Consider the following 21,292-nt stretch of genomic DNA (forward strand, 5'->3'; position numbering starts at 1 on the left):
CAGCGTTCACTCTGAGCCAGGATCAAACTCTTCACTTGAAGTTTCCGGCTCGGACCGAAGTCCTCGCCAATGCTTTGAGTGCAGTGTCGTCCCAGCCCAAATTACTCTTCACGCGCATCTTGCGATGCTTGTTCTTGATTCATTTGGACTGTGTCGAACATCTGCGATGGACAACCATCCACCCGCCAGACGTCCGCACAAGTCACCTGCGCACACTGTCAAAGATCCTTGGAACCGGCCTCAGCGCCTGATCCCGTACCCGTCACCGAAGTGCCCGAGTGAGCCGCACATCATACAGCAGATTTCGTGGCCGTCAACACCTCAACATCCACTTTTTCCTGCCGATCCCCGCCGTGGCCGACTGCTCCGTGGCGGGCCGCGCATTGTGCACGCCTTGTGACGGATTGGGAAGGGGGGATCGATGAAATTTTTTGCGTCCATTCACCGACGCGCACTTGACCGCCGCGCCTGCGTTGCGGATCGTCGCTGCATCGGTTCAAGGAGAAGGTCATGCGCTTCACGGACACACTGGCTGCAGTCGTACTCGCATTCGGATTGCTGTTGCCGGGTTGCGCATCCGGCAGTGGCTCCTGGGTGGAGCTGAAGGGCGAGCGGTTCGCAGTCGAGATCGCGGACGACGACCAGGAGCGCGCCCAGGGGCTGATGTTCCGTGAACACCTGGGCGATGGCCGCGGGATGCTCTTCATCCATGAGCGCGAGGAGCCCCGGTCCTACTGGATGAAGAACACGCGCATCCCCCTGGACATCCTGTACTTCGACGGGGAGCGCCGACTGGTTGCGCAGCAGCGTGAGGTCCCGCCCTGTCCGGACGGTACGGCCTGCCCTTCCTACCCCAGCCGCGCGCCTGCCCGGTACGTACTCGAACTCGATGCGGGCGAAGCGCTGCGCATGGAACTGCGGAACGGCGAACGGATCACTTTCGGCCCAGACATTGCCCGGCCCTGAGCGCGTCCAACCGGTCTACTGCTCCATCATCTCGAAATCGTCCTTGGTGACCCCGCAGTCCGGGCAGGTCCAAGTGTCCGGCACGTCGTCCCAGCGGGTGCCCGGCGCGATGCCTTCTTCCGGCAGGCCCTTCGCCTCGTCATAGACGAAACCGCAGACCACGCACATCCAGGTGCGGAACTCGGTGGTCGTGGCGGTATCGGACATGGCATGCAGGGATCGGACGAAAGGGCGACCATTGTCCCATCCCTCCTGCAGTGGCGAAAGCATCGACATGAACCGACACCCGCGCGGCCTGTACGCGATCACGCCCGACCTTGCGGACACAGCCCGCCTGCTTTCATGCGTGGAACCGGTGCTCGCGGCCGGCGCCTGCTGGCTCCAGTACCGGAATAAGCACGCCGACGCCGGATTGAGGGAGCAACAGGCGCTGGAACTGCTTTCGTTGTGCCGACGCCACGGGGTGCCTTTGCTGGTGAACGACGATTGGCGACTCGCCGCCCGTATCGGGGCCGATGGCGCCCACCTGGGTGAGGATGATGGGGGACTTCCAGCAGCGCGTCGCGCCCTGGGGCCGGACGCGTGGTTGGGCGCGTCCTGCTACGACAGCATCGAGCTCGCAAGCAAGGCCGTCGCCGATGGCGCCAGCTACGTCGCGTTCGGCGCCTTCTTTCCCTCCCCGACCAAGCCCGGCGCACGCCGCGCCACGGCGCCATTGCTGTCGGAAGCGAGCGCACTTGGGGTGCCCGTGGTGGCGATCGGCGGGATCAGCCCCGACAATGGCCGGCCCCTCGTTGAAGCGGGGGCAGACCTGCTTGCGGTCATCAGTGGCGTCTTCGATGCGCCCGATCCCCGAGCCGCCGTACGCGCGTTCGCAACCTGCTTCGACAGCCCCCATCCCGGAGAGTCCCGAGAATGAACCACGCCCGATCCCACGACCTGTTCTCCCGCGCCTGCGAGTTGCTGCCAGGCGGGGTGAACTCCCCGGTACGCGCGTTCAAGTCCGTGGGTGGAGAACCCTTCTTCGCCGAGCGCGCCGAAGGCCCGTTCCTGTTCGATGTGGACGGCAACCGCTACATCGACTACGTCGGCTCCTGGGGGCCGATGATCGCCGGCCATGCGCATCCCGACGTGCTCGATGCGGTGGCCACGACCATGCGCAATGGCCTGAGCTTCGGCGTACCCAATGCGCTGGAAGTCACCATGGCCGAGACCCTCACCCGGATCGTGCCGAGCTGCGAGATGGTGCGCATGGTGAATTCGGGTACCGAGGCGACGCTGTCGGCCATCCGCGTCGCCCGCGGCGCCACCGGCCGCAGCCGGATCGTGAAGTTCGAAGGCTGCTACCACGGCCACGGCGACAGTTTCCTGGTGAAAGCCGGCAGCGGCGCGCTCACCCTCGGGCTGCCGAACTCGCCGGGCGTGCCGACCGCGCTCGCCGACCTGACCCTGACGCTGCCGTACAACGATTTCGAAGCCGCGACCGAACTGTTCGACAAGGCCGGCAGCGAGATCGCGGGCCTGATCATCGAGCCCATCGTCGGCAACGCCAACTGCATCCTGCCGCGCGACGGCTACCTGCAGCACCTGCGGGAGCTGTGCACGCGCCATGGGGCACTGTTGATCTTCGACGAGGTGATGACCGGCTTCCGCGTGGCCCTTGGGGGTGCGCAGGAGCGCTACGGGGTCAAGCCCGACCTGAGCACCTTCGGCAAGATCATCGGCGGTGGCATGCCGGTGGGGGCGTTCGGTGGCCGCCGCGACCTGATGTCACAGGTGGCTCCAAGCGGCCCGATCTACCAGGCCGGGACGCTCAGCGGCAATCCGGTGGCGATGGCCGCGGGGCTGGCGACCCTGGAGCTCGTCCAGGTGGACGGCTTCCACGAGCGGCTGGAACAGAGCACCCATGCCCTCTGCGACGGCCTGGAAACAGCGGCCCGGGAAGCAGGTATCACCTTCCACACCACGCGCGCGCCCGGCATGTTCGGGCTCTACTTCCGCGAAGGTCCCGTACACGGCTTTGCCGATGCCATGGCGTCGGATGCCGCCATGTTCGGGCGCTTCTTCCAGGCCATGCTGGAGCGGGGCGTCTATCTCGCGCCATCGGCGTTCGAAGCCGGCTTCATGTCCAGCGCCCATGGCGAGGCGGAGATCACGGCGACGATCGAAGCGGCGCGCGGCGCGTTCGCCGCCTGCCGCGGGTAGCAGTCGCCGCGCTCAGTCGCGCCGGGCACCCAGGAAGCCGACCAGCGCCTCGCGCAGTCGCCGCAGGCCTTCGGAGATGTCGGCGTCGGTGATGTTCAGCGCTGGCACGAACCGCAGGACATCCGGCCCGGCCTGCAGCAACAGCAGGCCGTGGTCGATGCACAGGTCCAGGATGGCCCCGGCCTGCCCGGCATGCTCCGGCCTCAACTGTGCCCCGAGCATCAGGCCCCGGCCGCGGACTTCATCGAACAGGCCGAACTCCGTGTCGAGTGCCGCCAGTCCCTCGCGCAGCGCCGTTGATTGACGCGACACGTTGTCCAGCAGCGCCGGCGCCGACAACTCGCGCAGCGCCGCCCCGGCGACGGCGCAGGCCAACGGATTGCCACCGAAAGTCGTGCCGTGCTGGCCGAACCGCAACGCATCGTGGGCCGTTGGCCCGACCAGCATGGCGCCGATGGGAAAGCCGCTTCCCAATGCCTTCGCAAGGGTCACCACGTCGGGGACCACGCCGGCATCCTCGCAGGCGAACAGGCGCCCGGTCCGGCCCATGCCGCACTGGATCTCATCGAAGACCAGCAGCGCGCGGTGGCGATCGCAGAGCTCGCGCAGTCCCTCCAGGAAACCGGCGGTCGCCGGGGTCACCCCGCCCTCGCCCTGCATCGGCTCCACCAGCACCGCGCAGACGTCCCCACCCGCCATGGCCTGCGCCGCGGCATCCAGGTCGTTGAAGTCGCAGTAGCGGAAGCCCGGCGGGAGCGGCTCGAAGCCTTCGTGGTACTTCGGCTGCGCGGTGGCGGTCACCGCCGCGAGGGTGCGGCCGTGGAAGCTGCCACGGAAACTCAGGATCACGCGTTGCGCCGGCTCGCGGCCCTGCGACGTCGCCCACTGGCGCGCCAGCTTGATCGCCGCCTCGTTGGCTTCGGCCCCGGAATTGCAGAAGAACACCTGCGCATCGAACGGCGCCGCCTCTGACAGCGCCCGGGCCAGGCGCAGCGGCGGCCCGCTGACGAACACGTTGCTGGTGTGCCACAGCTTCCCAGCCTGTTCGTTGATGGCCGCCACCAGCGCCGGGTGGGCGTGGCCGAGCGCGTTGACCGCGATGCCGGCACCGAAATCGACGTACTCGCGGCCCTCGATGTCCCACAGCCGCGAGCCACGGCCATGGTCGAGCACGATGCGACGCGGCCGGTAGACAGGCAGGTAGTAGCGCTGGGCCAGCGCATGCAGGGCGGCGGTGTCTTCGCTCACGTCGGGAGGCTCCGGGAAACAGCCGCCATTGTCCCCGATCCGTGCCTACACGGATCGCTGCCGCGCTTGCTGCACAATGCCGGCCGGAGGATCCGCATGCGCTTCTTGTTCACGCCGCAACTCAATCCCGCCACCGAGACCGGCTGGCGCCGCCGCTGGTTCGACATCATCTTCCGGCACGACACTCCGCCGTCGCGGAATTTCGACCTGCTGTTGATCGTCGCGATCATCGCCAGCGTGATCGTGGTGATGCTGGACAGCGATCCGTGGTTGCACATCGATTACGCGCGCATCCTGTACGGGATCGAGTGGGGCTTCACGCTGCTGTTCACCGCCGAGTACCTGCTGCGGCTGTCGGTGGTCCGGCGACCCTGGCGCTACGCCTTCAGCCTGTGGGGGCTGATCGACCTGCTGTCGATCCTGCCCACCTACCTGTCGATCTTCTTCCCGGGCAGCCAGACGCTGCTGGTGGTGCGCATCCTGCGCATGCTGCGGCTGTTCCGCATCCTCAAACTGACCCAGTACGTCGAGGAAAGTGGCGTGTTGCTGGGGGCCCTATGGCGCAGCCGGCGCAAGATCCTGCTGTTCATCACCGTGGTGCTGACGATCGCGGTGATCTTCGGTGCGCTGATGTACGTGATCGAAGGCCCGCAGTACGGATTCAATACGATCCCGACCGGCATGTACTGGGCCATCGTCACCATCGGCACCGTCGGCTATGGCGACCTGTCACCGCATACCCCGGTCGGACGCTTCATCGCCTCGATCCTGATCCTGATCGGCTACAGCATCATCGCGGTGCCGACAGGCATCTACACCGCCGAGCTGGTCGGCAGCATGCGCGAGGCCTCGCACGGACAGGATCACCACGATCACCGCGGCTGTCCGTCATGCGGCCTGGAAGGCCACGACCCCGACGCCCTGCACTGCCGGGGTTGCGGTGGGCAATTGCCGGCGCCGATGGGTTGAACCAGCCGCGCGTTGCGCTACCAGCTGCCGGTGTTGGGCATCGACAACCAAGGCTCCACCGGCTCCAGTGCCTCGCCCTTCTGCAGCAGCTCGATGGAGATGCCGTCGGGCGAGCGCACAAAGGCCATCCGCCCGTCGCGAGGCGGGCGGTTGATGGTGACGCCCTTGGCTCGAAGGTCCGCGCAGGTCGCGTGGATGTCGTCGACCTCGAACGCCAGGTGCCCAAAGTTGCGGGCGTCGCCATAGTCTTCGTCGTCGTAGTTCCAGGTCAGTTCGACTTCGGCATCCGGACTTTCCGGTGCCGCCAGGTAGACCAGGGTGAAACGGCCCTGTGGCACATCCTTGCGCCGCGTCTCCACCAGCCCGAGGGCATCCCGGTAGAAGGCCAGCGAGCGGTCGAGGTCGCGGACCCGGACCATGGCGTGCAGGTAACGCATGTGTGTCTCCTTCAGAGGAACAGATCGGGCAGCAGGGGTTGCGAGGGATCGACCGCGTAGCGTGTGAAATCCTCGACGCCGGCTTCCCGCAATACATCTTCGTCGATCAGGAACTCGCCGCTGCGCCGCGAAGCCGGCTGCACCAGCACCGCGTGGGCGGCATCGGCGACGATGTCGGGCGTGCGGCAGCGCGAGGGATCGGTACCCGGGATCAGGTTCAACGCATCGGTCGCGATGATCGTGCGCGGCCACAGCGCGTTTACCGACACACCTTGCGGGCCGAACTCCGCCGCCAGTCCGAGAGTGACGAAACCCATGCCCATCTTCGCCAGCGTGTAGCCGGTATGGGGCCCCCACCATTTCGGGTCCAGGCTCGGCGGCGGCGCCAGCGTCAGGATGTGCGGCTCCGGCGCGCGCAGCAGCCAGGGCAGACAGGCCTGGGCGCACAGGAAGCTGCCGCGGGAATTGACCTGTTGCATCAGGTCGAAGCGCTTCATCGGTGTATCGAGCGTGCCGCGCAACCAGATCGCGCTGGCGTTGTTGACCAGGATGTCGATGCCTCCGAACGCATCCGCAGTCTCGGCGACGGCGGCCAGGACCTGCTCTTCCTCCCGGATGTCGCACTTCAGGGCGAGGGCACGACCCCCGGCCTGCTCGACTTCCCGGGCGACACTGTGGATGGTGCCCGGCAGCTTGGGATTGGGCGCAGAGGATTTGGAGGCGATGGCGACGTTGGCGCCATCCTGCGCGGCACGTAGCGCGATCGCACGGCCGATGCCACGCGATGCACCAGTGATGAAGAGGGTCTTTCCGGACAGGCTGGCCACGATTTCCACTCCAGGCGATCCCCGCTATCGGGGCGCCCTATTGTAGGAGCGACGTCAGTCGCGACCACCACTTCTCGGCGCAGCCGCAGGGGCAACCGCACCCGGCCCCATCAAGGCTTCGGCCCCTGCCCCTCGTTGTCCTCCCACTTGAGCAGCCGGCGGGTCACGAACCGGTAGACCGGCTTCCCGGTCGCGAACCACGCATCGCGCAACCACGAGTGGCGCTTGAGCACCCGCCGCTCGACCGGCGTGATGGTGTCGGGGCAGTACATCCGCTTGTGCTTGAGCAGGTGCCGCAGGTCCTCGCGTGCGAGCAACCGCATCCAGCGTGAACGTGCGTTGCCTATCACCGCCAGCTGGAAGTCGATGATGGCGGGGCTGCCATCGGCCAGCACCAGCCAGTTGGCCTCCTTGGCGAGATCGTTGTGGGCAAGCCCGCGCGCGTGCAGTTGCTGCAACAGGCGACGCGCATGCTGGAAGTACGCCAGGTCCCCCCGGGGCGGACGCTGGTACATGGCGGCGCCGTCAAGATAGCTGCGGTCCAGCTTGCGCCCATCCCATCCCAGCAGCTCGGGGGTGGCGCCCAGGCCCGCCACGCTTCGCAGCGCGCGCGCCTCACGCCGCGCCAGCCACCAGGCCGGCAGGCGCAACCACCACGGCACGTGCGCGAGGTCGCGCCGGATGAACAATCCGCTGGCACCCCGCATCAGGGAAATTCGGCCGAAGCTGTCGGCCTTGAGCGCGCTGATTTCGACGGCGTTGTCAGGAGGGGATATCGGCATGCGCAGAGTCTACGGAACCGCCACGCGCTGTCATAATTGCCGGCATGAATCCGGCCTGGCTCGACAGCGCTACCACGTGGATCAGCGCACACCCCACCGCGGCCGGCGCGCTGGTGTTCCTGATAGCGCTGTGTGACGCACTGCTGGTAGTGGGGATCGTGGTGCCGGCCCTTCCCATCCTGATCGCAGTGGGCGTTCTCGTCGGCCTGGGCCACGTGAATGGTCCGTACGCGATCATGTGTGCCGCGGCCGGCGCCTTTGCCGGCGATGCCCTGAGCTACTGGGTCGGGAGACGCCTCGGGCCCGGGCTGCGCCAGCGCTGGCCGTTCGTACGCTACCCGCAACTGCTCGACAACGGCGAGTCGCTGCTCCGCCGCCACGGCCTCAAGAGCATCGCGATCGCCCGTTTCGTGGGTGCGGTACGCCCGATCGTGCCGGCCATCGCAGGCATGGCTCGCATGCCCTTCCGTCGCTACGCGCTGGCCAGCGCGGTGGCGTGTGTCGTCTGGGCCGCTCTGTTCCTGGCACCCGGCTGGGTGCTGGGCGCCTCCTATGATGCCGTGGCGGCGGTGGCCGACCGGCTGGCGATGGCGCTCGGGGCGCTCGCGGTGGCCATTGGCCTGGTCTGGGCCATCGTGCTCTATACCTGGCGCTGGTTCGCGCGGCACGCCGACTCGTTGCTGGCCAGGATGCTGCGCTGGACCCGCACCCACCCACGGCTGGGGCGTTATGCGGGCGCACTGGTGGATCCCAACAGGCCGGAATCGGCGTCGCTGGTCATGCTGGCCGCGTCCCTGCTGGCCATCAGCTGGGGCTGGTTCACGCTGATGGCGATGCTGCTGGCCAGTGGCGGGCCGACAGCACTGGACCACCGGCTCCACGACCTGATGTGGACGCTGCGCAACCCGCTGGCGGATCGCCTGATGGCAGGGCTGGCGAGCCTTGGTGACTTCGCCGTGCTGGGCCCGGCAGCGGCCGCGGTGCTGGGCTACCTGCTGTGGCGGAAGCGCTGGATGGCGTCGGCGCACTGGCTGGCCGCGCTGGTGTTCGGCCTGGTGCTGACGACGCTGCTGGAGGCCGCCGTCGATATGCCACGCCCGCCCACCGCGCCTGCAGGGTTCGGCTTCCCCTCGGTCGCGATCACGATGTCGACCATCGTCTTCGGGTTCTTCGCGGTGCTGATCGCCCGCGAACTCCCCGGCCGCAAACGGGTGTGGCCGTACCTGCTCGCGGGCGTGCTTGTCACGCTGGTCGGCTTCTCCCGCCTCTACCTCGGTGCACACTGGCCCAGCGACCTCGCCGGCGGGACCCTGTTGGGCATGGCCTGGGTGCTGGTGCTGGGTATCGCCTACCGGTCCCACGTCGCCCGATCGTTCTGGATGCGGCCGCTGGCGGGGCTGTTCTACGGCGTATTCGCGCTTGCCGCGCTCTGGCATGCGCCGCGGGCGAGCGAACCCCTGCTGCGGCAGTTCGAAGCAGTGCCTTCCGCACACACGATCGAGACGTCGGCGTGGTGGCACTCTGGCTGGGCCGCCCTGCCGGCGCAGCGCAACGAGGACAACTCACGCCAGCGCTGGCCGCTGGACGTACAGGTCGCCGGGCCGCTGGCGCCGCTGCGTGCAGCGCTGGAGGCGCATGGCTGGCGCGCGCAGCCACAGGCGGAGTGGCGTGATGCCCTCGCACTGCTGGACGACGATATCCCCGAGCTGGACCAGGTGGTGCTGCCGGCCACTTTGGATGCCCATGCCGAAACACTGCTGTTGCTGCGTCCTGGCCCCGGCCCGGGCGAGCAGTTGGCGTTGCGGCTCTGGCCCGCACCCGCGGCATTGTCCGATGGAACGCCGCTGTGGCTTGCCACCACGCAGACGCTCGTCGTCACCAAGCCGCTGGGTGCCGCCGTGCTGTGGCGGCCGGCGGACCACGACGGCACGGCGCTGGGTGCCGTGGAGACCGCACTGGCCGCGTTCCCGCAGGTGCGCGAGCCCCATCCCGAAAGCGGCGTCCCGGTACTCCGGGTCAGGACCGAGCCGGAGCACTAGACCTGCAGTGCTAGCCGGCTTCTCCGGCGTCGGCAGCGTCCGGCAGCAATCCAAGCAGGGCATCGAGCCGCAGGTGTGGGTCGTCGATCTGCAGCAGTTGCTGGCGTTGCGCATCTTCCAGGGGAAGCATTTCCGCCAGTCGCCACCCGACCCAGGCCGCGTCGTCCAGACGCGCCCCGGCGGCCTTGGCATGTTCGCCGCCGACCTGGTCCAGCACGCCCTGCAGCAGGGTCGTCAGCAGCCCATGTTCGGGGCGCACCGGATCCACCGGATCGGGATCGCACCAGTCGACCTCGGCCACCTGCAGCCCGTTGTCGCGCACGCGCACCTTGCGCGCGTGGAAACGCCGATGGCCACGCACCTGCAGGGTCAGCAGGCCATCGTCGTCGGTGCCGAAGTCTTCTATCAGGGCTTCGGTGCCGAAGGCGGCGGCCGCGGCGGTCTGCTCGCCTTCGTCGGCGTCCATGATCAGGCAGATACCGAAACCGCACTGCCTGCGCCCGCAATCACGCACCAGGTCGAGGTAGCGCGGCTCGAAGACGCGCAGGCCCAAAGTCGCTCCGGGCAGGAGCACGGTCGGCAGCGGAAACAGGGACAGAGATTCGTTCTGCATCGACGACAGCCTAAACCAGCCGCGTCATCGGTTTGTGCAGCAGATCAGGCATCGGCCAGGGCGGCAAGGAACCGCCGGGGCGCGTTGTCGAACCCGCCATTCGACATGAACACCACGTGGTCTCCTGCCTCGGCCCGCTTGCTCAGCACGTCCACCAGCGCGTCGACGTCCGGCACCGCGATGCCTTCGCCGCGCAACGCTCCGACCACGGCGCCGGCGTCCCACCCCAGCTCCGGGCGGTGCAGGAATACCACCAGGTCCGCCCCGGCAAGCGATGGCGCCAATGCCCCGGCATGGGCCCCGAGCCGCATCGAGTTGCTGCGTGGTTCCATCGCCACCACGATGCGGGCGTCCGGTCCTACGCGCGCCCGGAGACCTTCAAGGGTGGTCGCGATGGCCGTGGGGTGGTGGGCGAAGTCATCGTAGACCCTCACGCCCCGGGCGGTGCCGACCTCTTCCATGCGTCGCTTGACGCTGCGGAACCTCGCCAGCGCGGGCAGCGCCGCTGCGGCATCGGCACCAGTGGCGTGCACGGCCGCGATGGCCGCGAGGGCATTCATCACGTTGTGCCGCCCCAGCAGCGACCACCGCACTTCGCCCAGCTCGATGCCTTCGTGGACGACGGCAAAGCGGCTGCCATCGGCCTCAAGCAGCCGGGCGTTCCAGTGGAAGTCGCCGTCGATGCCGAAGGTCTGCACCGGCGTCCAGCAGCCCATTTCAAGCACCTCGGCGAGGTTCGCGTCCTCACCGTTGACCAGCAGCGTCCCGCGCCGCGGAACCGTGCGCACCAGGTGGTGGAACTGCCGCTTGATGGCGGCCAGATCATCGAAGATGTCCGCGTGGTCGAATTCGAGGTTGTTGAGGATCGCCACCAGCGGCCGGTAGTGCACGAACTTGCTGCGCTTGTCGAAGAAGGCGGTGTCGTATTCGTCCGCCTCGACCACGAACTCGCGACCGCTGCCGATGCGTGCGGAGACGCCGAAATCCTCGGCCACGCCGCCGATCAGGAAGCCCGGCTCGCGACCGGCCGCCTGCAGCAGCCAGGCCAGGATGGTGGTGGTCGTGGTCTTGCCGTGGGTACCGGCGACGGCGATCGTGTCGCGCCCCGGCAAGACGTTCTCGGCCAGCCATTGGGCGCCGGAGGCATAGCTGCGTCCGTCGTCCAGCACCTGCTCGACCGCCGGGTTGCCCCGCGACAGCGCATTGCCGACCACCACCTGGTCGCAATCGGCGGAGATGTTGGCCGGGTCATAGCCCTGCGACAACGTGATCCCGAGGCGCTCGAGCTGGGTCGACATCGGCGGGTACACCGCCTGGTCGGATCCCTCCACCTGGTGGCCGAGTTCCCGCGCCAGCGCCGCGACGCCGCCCATGAAGGTGCCGGCGATGCCGAGGATATGCAGTTTCATGGCGCGCCGGCCTAGCCGATCGGCGGAACCGGGCGCAGCGCCTCGATGATCCGGGCGAACACTTCGTCCAGCAATCCGACGCCATCGACGACGCTGAGCTTTCCGCGCTGGCGGAAGAAATCCGCGACGGGCGAGGTCTGCTCTTCGTACACCTTCAAGCGCGTGCGCACCGAATCCGGGCTGTCATCGGCACGGCCCTCGGCCGCCGCGCGGCCGGCGATGCGCTCGACCAGCAGCTCGGTCGGCACTTCCAGTTGCACCACCGCGTCCATCGGTTGCCCGATGCGCTCCATCAAGGTGTTGAGCGCGTCGGCCTGGGCCAGGTTGCGCGGATAGCCGTCGAGGATGAAACCACCACGGGTGTCCTCGCGCGAGAAGCGCTCCTCGAGCATGCCGAGCAGGATCGCGTCGGAGACCAGCTCGCCGCGCGCCATGACTTCCTTCGCCTCCAGCCCCAGCTTGCTGCCGGCGGCCACTTCGGCGCGCAGCAGGTCGCCAGTGGAAATGTGCGGCACCTGCAGGTGCTCCTTGAGCCGCGCTGCCTGCGTGCCCTTGCCCGAGCCGGGCGCGCCAAGAAGAACCAATCGCATCGTGTCGCTCCTGGGATTGCAACTGTGTCGGAACATATGCCTCACGGCAGCGGCGCTACACTCAGCGCCCTGTCCACCTGCCGGGGCAAACGGCGCCCAGCTTACCGCATCCCGGCACCAACCCTGGAAAATTCATGGCTTCGGGAACCCTGCTCTACGCCCAGTCCGGTGGTGTCACCGCCGTCATCAATGCCACGGCTTCAGCCGTGATCCAGGCCGCACGCGCCCGGAAAGTACGCGTGCTGGCCGGCCGCAACGGCATCCTGGGGGCGCTGCGCGAGGAGCTCATCGACACGTCCAGGGAGTCGATTGCCTCCATCCGCAGCCTCGCCCACACGCCCGGCGGCGCCTTCGGCTCCTGTCGGGTCAAGCTGAAATCGCTGGACGAGGACCGCGCGAAATACGAGCGCCTGCTCGAGGTGTTCCGCGCCCACGACGTGCGCTGGTTCCTCTACAACGGCGGCAACGACTCGGCAGACACCGCGCTGAAGGTGTCGCGGCTGGCGAAGGAATTCGACTACCCGCTGACCTGCATCGGCGTGCCCAAGACTGTCGACAACGACCTGGCGGTCACCGACTGCTGCCCCGGATTCGGTTCGGCCGCCAAGTACACCGCCGTGTCGGTACGCGAGGCCGCGCTGGACGTGGCCGCGATGGCCGATACCTCGACCAAGGTGTTCGTGTACGAGGCCATGGGCCGCCACGCCGGGTGGCTGGCTGCCTCCGCGGGACTGGCGGGCAACGGGCCCGACGAGGCGCCCCACATCATCCTGTTCCCCGAGCGCCCCTTCGTCGAGAAGGACTTCTTCGCCAAGGTCAGGGCCACGGTGGAACGCGTCGGCTACTGCGTGGTGGTCGCCAGCGAAGGCATCCAGGACGGCAGCGGCCGTTTCGTAGCGGACGCCGGCGGCGGCAAGGACTCCTTCGGGCACACGCAGCTGGGCGGCGTCGCTTCCCACCTTGCCGGCCGGGTCAAGGACGAGCTGGGCTACAAGGTGCACTGGGCACTACCGGACTACCTGCAGCGCTCGGCCCGGCACGTCGCCTCCAAGACGGACCTGGATCAGGCGTCCGCGGTTGGCAAGGCGGCGGTGGACTACGCGCTGAAGGGCATGAACGCGGTGATGCCGGTGATCGTGCGGACCAGCGACACGCCCTACCGCTGGAAGATCGAAGCCGCGCCGCTGTCGAAGATCGCCAACAAGGAGAAGAAGATGCCGGCCGGCTTCATCCGCCGCGACGGCTATGGCATCACCGACAAGGCCCGGCGCTACATGGAGCCGCTGATCCGGGGCGAGGCGCCGCCGCCATACGGGCAGGATGGCCTGCCGCGCTATGTCTCCCTGAAGAACCTGGAAGTGGCCCGCAAGCTCCCGGACTGGGAGGGCTGAGGCCGGCCGGTCAACCGCAAGCTTGGCCCGTGAGGGCCACTTCCGCTGCGTAGACATCCACCTTCGGCAGCCGCTTGGCCTTGGCCGCTTCGGTCGAATCACCGAGGTAGATGCGGGCGCGCCCCTGGGCATCCAGTTCCGGCGTGGTGGCCTGTCCGGGCTTACGCCACACCTTGACCACGGCCTGCCGCGACGGACATTCCGCGCGCGGCACGGTGATCACGTCATTGAGGATCCAGCCATCGGCGGTGGCCGGGCCCGCGTCGGGGTCGACGAAGCGCGCCCTGGCCTGGCAGCCGGCACTGGTTCGCACGACCTTGAAGTCGTATTCGGACTCGGCGTTGCCCGTGAAACGACCTTCAAGCCGGGCGCAGGCCTCGGGAATGGTACGCAGGCTGTGGGCCGCTCCATCGGCTTGCGCCTTCCCGGTCGGTCGTTCGATCTCGGGCTTTGGATCGGCAGCCAATGCGGGCATGGCGACGGCGGCAATCACGAAGGGGATCAGCATCAGGCGCATGGTCGTTCCGGTGCATGGATTCGGCGGAAGGCTCGCACGACGCCGCTGAACAACCGATCACGCCGGCGGCCTGCCCCGCCCTGGCAGCCTCCGGGGCGCGAACCCACCGGCTCCCGCTCCTGTGCCATAGTCGCGGCGTCGCCCCCGCTTGGGGTCGATCACAACGAACGGTGCAGGATCGGAAATTCCACGTAGTCCACTCTTAATGATGGGGAGGGGTTCATGCTGGAGCAGTATGGTTTGGCCTTGGCGCTGGTGTGCGCCGTCATCGCGATCCTCTACGGGATCATCTCCGCGCGCTGGATCAGCGCGCAGCCCGCCGGAAACCCACGTATGCAGGAGATCGCCGGCGCGATCCAGGAAGGCGCGCGCGCCTACCTCAACCGGCAATACCTGACCATTTCAGTGGCCGGGGTGGTGCTTTTCATCGTCATCGGGTTCTTCCTGGGATGGTCCACGGCGGTCGGCTTCCTGCTCGGTGCGGTGCTGTCGGGGGCTGCCGGCTACATCGGCATGAACGTCTCGGTCCGCGCCAACGTGCGCACGGCCGAAGCCGCGCGCCGCGGCATGGGGCCGGCAATGGACGTCGCATTCCGCGGCGGCGCGATCACCGGCATGCTGGTGGTCGGGCTCGGCCTGCTGGGCGTCGCCGGCTACTGGTGGGTGCTGGGAATGATGGGCATCGTTGGCGAGGCCGCGCTGCATGCGCTGGTCGGGCTGGCGTTCGGCTCCTCGCTCATCTCGATCTTCGCCCGCCTGGGCGGTGGCATCTTCACCAAGGGCGCGGACGTTGGCGCCGATCTGGTCGGCAAGGTCGAGGCCGGAATCCCGGAAGACGACCCGCGCAACCCGGCGGTGATCGCCGACAACGTGGGAGACAACGTCGGCGACTGCGCCGGCATGGCGGCCGACCTGTTCGAGACCTACGCGGTCACCGTCATTGCGACCATGCTGCTGGGCTACCTGATGGCCGACGTGGTCGGCGCCAACGGCGCGCTCTATCCGCTGGTGCTGGGCGGGGTGTCGATCATCGCTTCGATCATCGGCGCGATGTTCGTCAAGGTTAAGGAAGGCGGCTCGATCATGGGCGCGCTGTACAAGGGCGTGATCGTATCCGCGGTACTCGCGGCGATCGCGTTCTACCCGGTCACCACGATGCTGATGGACGATTTCGCGACCGGGCCGCTCAACCTCTACTTCTGCGCCCTCGTGGGCCTGGCCCTGACCGGGGCGATCGTCTGGATCACCGAGTACTACACCGGCACCCAGTTCAAGCCGGTGCAGCACATCGCCGCGGCGTCGACCACCGGGCACGGCACCAACATCATCGCCGGCCTGGGGATCTCGATGAAGTCGACCGCGTGGCCGGTGATCGCGGTCTGTATCGCCATCTGGGGCTGCTTCGAACTCGGTGGCCTGTACGGCATCGCCATCGCCGCGACCGCAATGCTGTCCATGGCCGGAATGATCGTCGCCCTGGACGCCTACGGCCCGATCACCGACAACGCCGGCGGCATCGCCGAGATGGCCGAGCTGCCGCCCGAGGTGCGCAACGTCACCGATCCGCTCGATGCGGTGGGCAACACCACCAAGGCGGTGACCAAGGGCTATGCGATCGGTTCGGCGGCGCTTGCCGCACTCGTCCTGTTCGCCGACTACACCCACAACCTGCAGGCCAGCAACCCGGGCACTCTGTACGCGTTCGACCTGTCGGATCCGGAGGTGATCATCGGCCTGCTGATCGGCGGCCTGATCCCGTACCTGTTCGGGGCGATGGCGATGGAGGCCGTCGGGCGTGCCGCCGGTGCCGTGGTCGAGGAGGTGCGCCGCCAGTTCCGGGAAATCCCGGGGATCATGCAGGGCACCGGCAAACCGGATTACTCGCGCGCGGTCGACATGCTGACCCGATCGGCCATCAAGGAGATGATCATCCCCTCGCTGCTCCCGGTCGCCGTGCCGGTGGTGGTGGGCCTGCTGCTCGGGCCGCGTGCGCTGGGCGGCCTGCTGATCGGCACCATCGTGACCGGGCTGTTCGTGGCCATCTCGATGACCACCGGCGGCGGCGCCTGGGACAACGCCAAGAAGTACATCGAGGACGGCCACCACGGCGGCAAGGGCAGCGAAGCCCACAAGGCCGCGGTGACCGGCGACACCGTCGGCGATCCTTACAAGGACACCGCCGGCCCGGCCATCAACCCGCTGATCAAGATCATCAATATCGTCGCGCTCCTGATGGTGCCGCTCCTCTAGGACCCGGCCGTTGTCGGGCAGGAAAGGGCGGCCCGGCGGGTCGCCTTTTTCCTGTCCGGGGGTCGTCAGCCCGGAGCCTGGCCGAAGTGCTTGATCCGGATCAAAGATGCCCGTGCAGCCACGGCCCATGGTGGCTGCACACACCGTTGCAGCCGCAGGACACCGCCGTGACCAGACACCCCCCCCATCCGCCCCACCCTCCATTCGCCCGCCGCGTGCGGTAAACGGATGCCCGCCCGCGTGTTGGCGCTGGCCATCCTGCTGGCCACCGCGCCCGTGCTCGCTGCCGAACAAAACGGATGGGAGACGTCCGGCGACTTCCGCGGAGGATGGTTCGCCGGTGAAACCAGGGCACGCGATGGCGGCAAATCCGATAGCGATGCCTTCAACGCGCGGCTGCGGTTCGCCGTGGAGAACAGCTTCAGTAACCGCTGGGCGTTTCGCACCCGGGCCGCCGGCCGTTTCAGCAGCGAGCAGGACGGGACCCGGGCCTACCTGCGCGGCTACGCCGGCAACCGCACCGGCGCCGCCTTCGGGGACATCACCCTCGACGAAGCCTATTTTTCATACACGGCCCCGGATAACGGGCCGCGCATGCGCATTGGCCGGTTCCAGACCGTATTCAACCTGCCTGGCGTGGCCGCCAAGAGCCTGGACCGCGACGACAGCCCCAACACCGATGTCACCTGGACCGACGGCATCCATCTGGAGATGCCGCTGGCCGCGGGCTGGCGGGGGCATGCGATCGCCGAACATCGCCAGCGCCAAGGGACCGGCCTGGCCCGCTCGCCCCTGGACTTCGATGACGGCGACAGTCGGATTTCCGCGTTCCTCGGTGCGGAGAACAGGCAGGCATGGGGACCCTCACCCTCCGCATGGTGTCGCTGACCTGGATGCCCTCCAGCCTCGCTGTCGCGGGCACGGCCCAGCCCCAACGCGAGGACTACCTGACAGCCGACGCGCGCATCGCCGCGACGTGGCCGGTCGGCGACCGTGGGACGAAGCTGGTGGCCGGTACCGAGGTGGCCTACGCGTTCAACACCCCGCAGTCGGCCGTGGTCGGCACCGGGTCGGGCGGTGACGCCGACGGACTGGCCTGGCAGGTCGCCGCGAGCCTGTATGACATGGCTCCCGACCACAACCTGGGGATCGCCCATGGGGAAGTGGGTGCCGGCTGGCTGATATCGCCGGATTTCCGTCCCAACGATCGCCTGACCGAGATCCGCTACCAGTGGAAGTTCGCCGAGCGGACCTCGATGGAAGCCCGGATCCGGGAGCGGCGCGAGCTCGAACACCCGGCGGGCACCCGCGCGCGGGTCGACCACGACGTCTACGTGAGGCTGACGCACCGGTTCTGAGGCAGCGCGCCGCGGCGCGGCCGCCACAGCCGGGGGTTCGCCAAGCGCCCGGCTGCGTTACCCATGGCGGCAAGGTAAAATGGCCGGCTTTACGGGCCGCACCCACGCGACCTGCACCCCACACTGGAGCACCCCCATGGGCCTGGACCTCGTCAGCACCGGCAAGAACCCCCCCGATGAGATCAACGTCATCATCGAAATCCCGAAGGACGCCGAGCCGGTCAAGTACGAGGTCGACAAGGCGTCGGGTGCGATCTTCGTCGACCGCATCCTGTCCACGCCGATGCGCTATCCGTGCAACTACGGCTACGTCCCCCACACCCTGTGCGGTGACGGCGACCCGGCCGACGTGATGGTGATCCTGCCGTTGCCGCTGATCCCCGGCTCGGTGATCCGCTGCCGCCCGGTCGGCGTGCTCAAGATGTCCGACGAGGCTGGTTGTGACGAGAAGTTGCTGGCGGTGCCGGTGGACAAGGTCTTCGCCGGCTACGGCCACATCGACGACATCGACAAGGTCAGCCCGCACTGGTGCGAACGCATCGGCCACTTCTTCGAGCACTACAAGGACCTGGAGAAGGGCAAGTGGGTCAAGCTCGACGGCTGGGGCAACGCCGCCGAGGCCAAGCAGATCCTGGTGGATTCGATGAAGCGTTTCGAGGAGTCGGCGGACAAGCCCAACTTCTGATTCCCCCACCCGCTTCATTGCGATAGGCCGCCTCCGGGCGGCCTTCTTTCGTTTGGCCATACCGGTCGAGGGCCCACAAAAAAAGGCGGCCCCGTTTCGGGGGCCGCCTCCTGTTACTGCTTCGATCGATGGATCGATCAGAAGCGCTGCTGGTACTTCATGTACACGAAACGACCGATGTCGTAGCCACCGTAGTACGGATAGTTACTGCTCGGCTGGGTAAACATGACAGGTCCGCGATGATCGAACACGTTGTTGGCACCCACTGCCACCGTGGCGCCCCACGGCGTCTTCAAGCTGAGCTGGATGTCGTGGAATGTGTTGGAACCCTGTCGCCGGAGCGCGTCGGGTTCGCCATTGGCGTAGCGATCCGGGTCATTGCAGGGGCGTCCGGCAACGCACGACTCGTTCATGCCGGAGTAGTATCGGGCGTGATACGAAACGCTGAAATCATTCAGGTCCCAGTCCACTCCCAGATTGGAGCGGAGACGGAAAATACCTGGAGCGCCGACGGACCCGATGATGATCGATTCTCCATCAGCGTTCTCACCGACTTCGTCATATCGACTTGTGTAGGTATTTTGCCAGTCAACCGTGAATTGACCGATTGAAGTTTCCGGAAGACGGTAGCTTGCCCCCAGATCAAAGCCCGCGGTTTCCATCTGGCCGAGGTTCGCAAGGCCATAGAACAGGTTGGTGATGTGGCCGTCAGCCGCCCGTTCTATGCCTGCGCAACGACCACCGTCCCCGAGCACGTAGCAGTCACGCAGGATCCGATCGACACTGTCGGCGATGATCATGTTCTCGATCTTGTATTCGTACCAGTCGACCGTGATGTCCAGGCCATCTAGCCAGCCGGGGCTCCAGACCACTCCCATCGTGCGACTTTCAGAACTTTCCGGCACGAGGTTGGGATTCGAACCGGTAAAGAACTGATCGGGTGTCTGGCAAGGATATGTCGTGCAGGGGACCAGTCCCTGGCCGAGCTGGACGTATCCGATCTGCACGCCCGCAGCATTGCATGCGACATTGCCATTGACGCTGTTCACCGCCCCGGTGCCACAGGGATCCGTGTACTCCTCGAAGCTGCTGCCAATGCCACCGTAAAGGTTGTCGATCGAAGGAGCGCGGAAGCCCTCGGCGTAGGTGCCGCGGATCAGCAGCTCATCGAGTGGACGCCACGTAAAGCCGAGCTTGTTGTTGGTGGTGTCACCGAAGTTGCTGTAATCCGAGTACCGGCTCGCGACGTTGAATGTCAGCTCCTTTGCGAGGGCCATGTCGGCGAGTACCGGGACGTTCAGTTCCACATAGAACTCGTCCAAGGAATAGTCGCCCTGGGTGGTGGTTGCCGCCAGGCCGGTATATTCACCCGATTGCGCGAAAGCATCGGGTACGAAGCGGCCTTGTTCCTTGCGATGCTCGTAGCCGATCGCGAAGCCGAGGTCGCCAGCGGGCAGCTCCATCGCCGTCCCGCTCAGGTTGGCGGTGTAGCTGGTGGTGCGCGTGGTTCCGGTGTCCGTGAAGTACGGGAACAGGAGATTCTGGAGCTCTTCATCCGCAAGCGACCCTTGGCCCGCGACTCCGCTCGGCAACAGCGGGTTCCACGGGCGACAGGCATCCAGTGCTATCGGAGCAAGCGCGCTGCCGCACTGCACGATGCCGTCGTCGTTGACGAAGGAAGGCCCGAGGGCCTGCCGCGTCGCAATCAGGCTGGCATCGCCGTGGCCGGTTTTGCTCAGGCTGTTGCGGTTCAACAGTGCGCCGACGTCCCAGTCCCAGTAGTTCCCGCCAAGCTCGAAGAAGCCGCTGAAGCCGCCGGCGAATCGATAGGTTTGCAGCTCGCTTCGGGTCGTACGGGGCACTTCCCACAAGCGACGACGGAAATCGATGTCCTGGCCCACCGGGTTGAACGCGCTGTCTCCCGAGAGCTGGGTATCGAATGCAAGCGACTGGTATGGGTAACCCGCGACCTGCTGGTCCGTGACCCGCTGGTTGTAGAGGATGTCGGCATCGAACGCGATGTTGTCGCTGATCTCGTAGTTGGTGCTCGCGAAGACGGAACGCCGCTCGATGCCGGTGCGCAACATCATTTCGAGGTTCGGGTTGGCGTTGTCGGTGGCGACGTGTGGACGGTAGTCCGCCGCATTCGTGGGATCTCCGCCATCAACAAGGGTGCACCACGTATCAGCGCCGCCAGGACCACAGGGCCCAAACCAGGACCCGTTCTCGCTGACCGGGCTGAAGCCTGAACCGGGATAATCCGGGCCAGCGTTGCCCCATTTGCTGAACCACCGGTCTCCGGCGAACACCGGCTGTTCCCTCGAGTACTCGACCGACAGAGTAGTGCCCGCGCGCTCGCCCGACTGTCCAACAGTGAACGAGTACTGCTGCGTCCCGCCATCGCCCTCGCTGAACTGACCCACGTAAGCGTTCGCCTCCGCGCCCTGGAAACGCTTGCGCGTGATGACGTTGACGACTCCGGCGATGGCATCGGATCCATAGAGCGCCGAGGCGCCGTCCTTGAGTATTTCCATCCGGTCAATGGCGGACATCGGGATCTGGCTGAGGTCCTGCAAGCCCCCCGTGGTGGCGCCAAGGCGTTTGCCATTGACCAGCACAAGAGTGCGGGTAGCACCAAGGTTGCGGATGTCGATGTAGTAGCCGCCCACGTTCTCGCCCGAAGCGAGTGCTTCGGAGCGGCTGATCGCCGGGGAACCGGCGGAGGTCAGGTTCTGCAGCACGTCGGCTACGGAGCTGAACCCTTGCTGCTCGATGTCTTCACGGGACAGCGTCACGATCGGCTGCTGGGTTTCCATGGCGACACCGCGGATGCGTGAACCAGTCACCTGGATTCGATCGAGGGTGGTGGCCTGATCAGTGGGCGCGGCGTCCTGGGCACTGGCAAACGCCGGCACCAGAGCCAGGGCGATGCCGGTCGGCAAAAGGCCGAGCCGCAATTTGCGGTGATTCATCTATCTCTTCTCCAGATATTTGTTATTGGCGCGT

At 66.9% G+C, this 21,292-nt stretch carries 20 protein-coding genes; 10 read left to right on the forward strand and 10 right to left on the reverse strand.

The genetic code is table 11. The features are described 5' to 3' along the window. The first annotated feature begins 510 nt into the window (after window positions 1-510). Window positions 511-966: a DUF192 domain-containing protein gene (locus B5D37_RS07855; RefSeq protein ID WP_078758183.1), complete on the forward strand. Its 456-nt coding sequence runs from the start codon at window positions 511-513 to the stop codon at window positions 964-966. A 15-nt stretch (window positions 967-981) separates the two neighbouring features. On the opposite strand, the gene B5D37_RS07860 is transcribed toward B5D37_RS07855, so the two are convergent. Beyond that, window positions 982-1,173 (reverse strand): rubredoxin, encoded by a 192-nt coding sequence (locus B5D37_RS07860; protein WP_078758184.1) that lies wholly within the window; start codon window positions 1,171-1,173, stop codon window positions 982-984. 67 nt (window positions 1,174-1,240) lie between these two features. On the opposite strand from B5D37_RS07860, the gene thiE reads away from it, so the two are divergent. Then, window positions 1,241-1,885, forward strand: coding sequence for a thiamine phosphate synthase (gene thiE, locus B5D37_RS07865; RefSeq protein WP_143814212.1), 645 nt, complete (start codon window positions 1,241-1,243; stop codon window positions 1,883-1,885). Next, window positions 1,882-3,171 carry a glutamate-1-semialdehyde 2,1-aminomutase gene (gene hemL, locus B5D37_RS07870; RefSeq protein ID WP_078758185.1) on the forward strand — a complete coding sequence of 430 codons (1,290 nt, stop codon included), beginning with the start codon at window positions 1,882-1,884 and terminating at the stop codon, window positions 3,169-3,171. Before thiE ends, hemL begins: the two co-directional genes overlap by 4 nt. A gap of 12 nt (window positions 3,172-3,183) precedes the next feature. Here the strand turns inward: hemL and B5D37_RS07875 are convergent, their stop codons facing one another. After that, window positions 3,184-4,419, reverse strand: coding sequence for an aspartate aminotransferase family protein (locus B5D37_RS07875; protein ID WP_078758186.1), 1,236 nt, complete (start codon window positions 4,417-4,419; stop codon window positions 3,184-3,186). Window positions 4,420-4,515: 96 nt separating this feature from the next. Here B5D37_RS07875 and B5D37_RS07880 point away from each other — a divergent pair, with 96 nt between their 5' ends. Further along, window positions 4,516-5,388 (forward strand): ion transporter, encoded by an 873-nt coding sequence (locus B5D37_RS07880; RefSeq protein WP_078758358.1) that lies wholly within the window; start codon window positions 4,516-4,518, stop codon window positions 5,386-5,388. Between the two features lie 17 nt (window positions 5,389-5,405). Here B5D37_RS07880 and B5D37_RS07885 read toward each other — a convergent pair whose 3' ends face one another. From B5D37_RS07885 to B5D37_RS07895, 3 genes are all read right to left on the reverse strand, one after another. Then, the gene (locus B5D37_RS07885) at window positions 5,406-5,825 is read right to left on the reverse strand and encodes a VOC family protein (protein WP_078758187.1); all 420 of its coding nucleotides are present in this window, start codon (window positions 5,823-5,825) and stop codon (window positions 5,406-5,408) included. Between the two features lie 11 nt (window positions 5,826-5,836). Next, window positions 5,837-6,652: an SDR family oxidoreductase gene (locus B5D37_RS07890; RefSeq protein WP_078758359.1), complete on the reverse strand. Its 816-nt coding sequence runs from the start codon at window positions 6,650-6,652 to the stop codon at window positions 5,837-5,839. A 110-nt stretch (window positions 6,653-6,762) separates the two neighbouring features. Then, the gene (locus B5D37_RS07895) at window positions 6,763-7,434 is read right to left on the reverse strand and encodes a protein kinase family protein (protein ID WP_078758188.1); all 672 of its coding nucleotides are present in this window, start codon (window positions 7,432-7,434) and stop codon (window positions 6,763-6,765) included. Window positions 7,435-7,478: 44 nt separating this feature from the next. Here B5D37_RS07895 and B5D37_RS07900 point away from each other — a divergent pair, with 44 nt between their 5' ends. Further along, on the forward strand, window positions 7,479-9,473 hold the full coding sequence (locus B5D37_RS07900; protein WP_078758189.1) for a bifunctional DedA family/phosphatase PAP2 family protein: 1,995 nt from the start codon (window positions 7,479-7,481) through the stop codon (window positions 9,471-9,473). Window positions 9,474-9,483: 10 nt separating this feature from the next. Here the strand turns inward: B5D37_RS07900 and B5D37_RS07905 are convergent, their stop codons facing one another. Genes B5D37_RS07905 through B5D37_RS07915 form a run of 3 tightly spaced genes read right to left on the reverse strand, consistent with a single transcriptional unit; the run spans window position 9,484 to window position 12,085 of the window. After that, on the reverse strand, window positions 9,484-10,086 hold the full coding sequence (locus B5D37_RS07905) for an LON peptidase substrate-binding domain-containing protein (protein WP_078758190.1): 603 nt from the start codon (window positions 10,084-10,086) through the stop codon (window positions 9,484-9,486). Between the two features lie 44 nt (window positions 10,087-10,130). Next, window positions 10,131-11,495, reverse strand: a complete 1,365-nt coding sequence (mpl, locus tag B5D37_RS07910; RefSeq protein WP_078758191.1) for a UDP-N-acetylmuramate:L-alanyl-gamma-D-glutamyl-meso-diaminopimelate ligase — start codon at window positions 11,493-11,495, stop codon at window positions 10,131-10,133. Between the two features lie 11 nt (window positions 11,496-11,506). Then, the gene (locus tag B5D37_RS07915; protein ID WP_078758192.1) at window positions 11,507-12,085 is read right to left on the reverse strand and encodes an adenylate kinase; all 579 of its coding nucleotides are present in this window, start codon (window positions 12,083-12,085) and stop codon (window positions 11,507-11,509) included. 134 nt (window positions 12,086-12,219) lie between these two features. Here B5D37_RS07915 and B5D37_RS07920 point away from each other — a divergent pair, with 134 nt between their 5' ends. Next, on the forward strand, window positions 12,220-13,476 hold the full coding sequence (locus B5D37_RS07920; RefSeq protein WP_078758193.1) for a 6-phosphofructokinase: 1,257 nt from the start codon (window positions 12,220-12,222) through the stop codon (window positions 13,474-13,476). Window positions 13,477-13,486: 10 nt separating this feature from the next. Here B5D37_RS07920 and B5D37_RS07925 read toward each other — a convergent pair whose 3' ends face one another. Further along, window positions 13,487-13,993, reverse strand: coding sequence for a hypothetical protein (locus B5D37_RS07925; protein ID WP_143814213.1), 507 nt, complete (start codon window positions 13,991-13,993; stop codon window positions 13,487-13,489). Between the two features lie 222 nt (window positions 13,994-14,215). On the opposite strand from B5D37_RS07925, the gene B5D37_RS07930 reads away from it, so the two are divergent. The 4 genes from B5D37_RS07930 to ppa all read left to right on the forward strand — a co-directional run bounded on the left by B5D37_RS07930 (window position 14,216) and on the right by ppa (window position 18,286). Next, complete coding sequence (locus B5D37_RS07930) at window positions 14,216-16,243, forward strand: sodium-translocating pyrophosphatase (protein WP_078758194.1); 2,028 nt, start codon at window positions 14,216-14,218, stop codon at window positions 16,241-16,243. A 228-nt stretch (window positions 16,244-16,471) separates the two neighbouring features. Beyond that, entirely contained in the window at window positions 16,472-17,131 is a 660-nt protein-coding gene (locus B5D37_RS07935; protein WP_078758195.1) for a hypothetical protein, read from the forward strand. Next, entirely contained in the window at window positions 17,098-17,601 is a 504-nt protein-coding gene (locus B5D37_RS07940) for a hypothetical protein (RefSeq protein ID WP_078758196.1), read from the forward strand. The genes B5D37_RS07935 and B5D37_RS07940 overlap by 34 nt, the downstream gene beginning before the upstream one ends. Window positions 17,602-17,737: 136 nt before the next feature. Further along, window positions 17,738-18,286 (forward strand): inorganic diphosphatase, encoded by a 549-nt coding sequence (gene ppa, locus B5D37_RS07945; protein WP_078758361.1) that lies wholly within the window; start codon window positions 17,738-17,740, stop codon window positions 18,284-18,286. A 137-nt stretch (window positions 18,287-18,423) separates the two neighbouring features. Here the strand turns inward: ppa and B5D37_RS07950 are convergent, their stop codons facing one another. Next, window positions 18,424-21,258, reverse strand: a complete 2,835-nt coding sequence (locus tag B5D37_RS07950) for a TonB-dependent receptor plug domain-containing protein (RefSeq protein ID WP_078758197.1) — start codon at window positions 21,256-21,258, stop codon at window positions 18,424-18,426. Between the last annotated feature and the right edge of the window lie 34 nt (window positions 21,259-21,292).

Origin of the sequence: Lysobacter spongiicola DSM 21749 (genome assembly GCF_900167055.1) — a bacterium.
GTDB classification, from domain to species: Bacteria; Pseudomonadota; Gammaproteobacteria; order Xanthomonadales; family Xanthomonadaceae; genus Novilysobacter; species Novilysobacter spongiicola.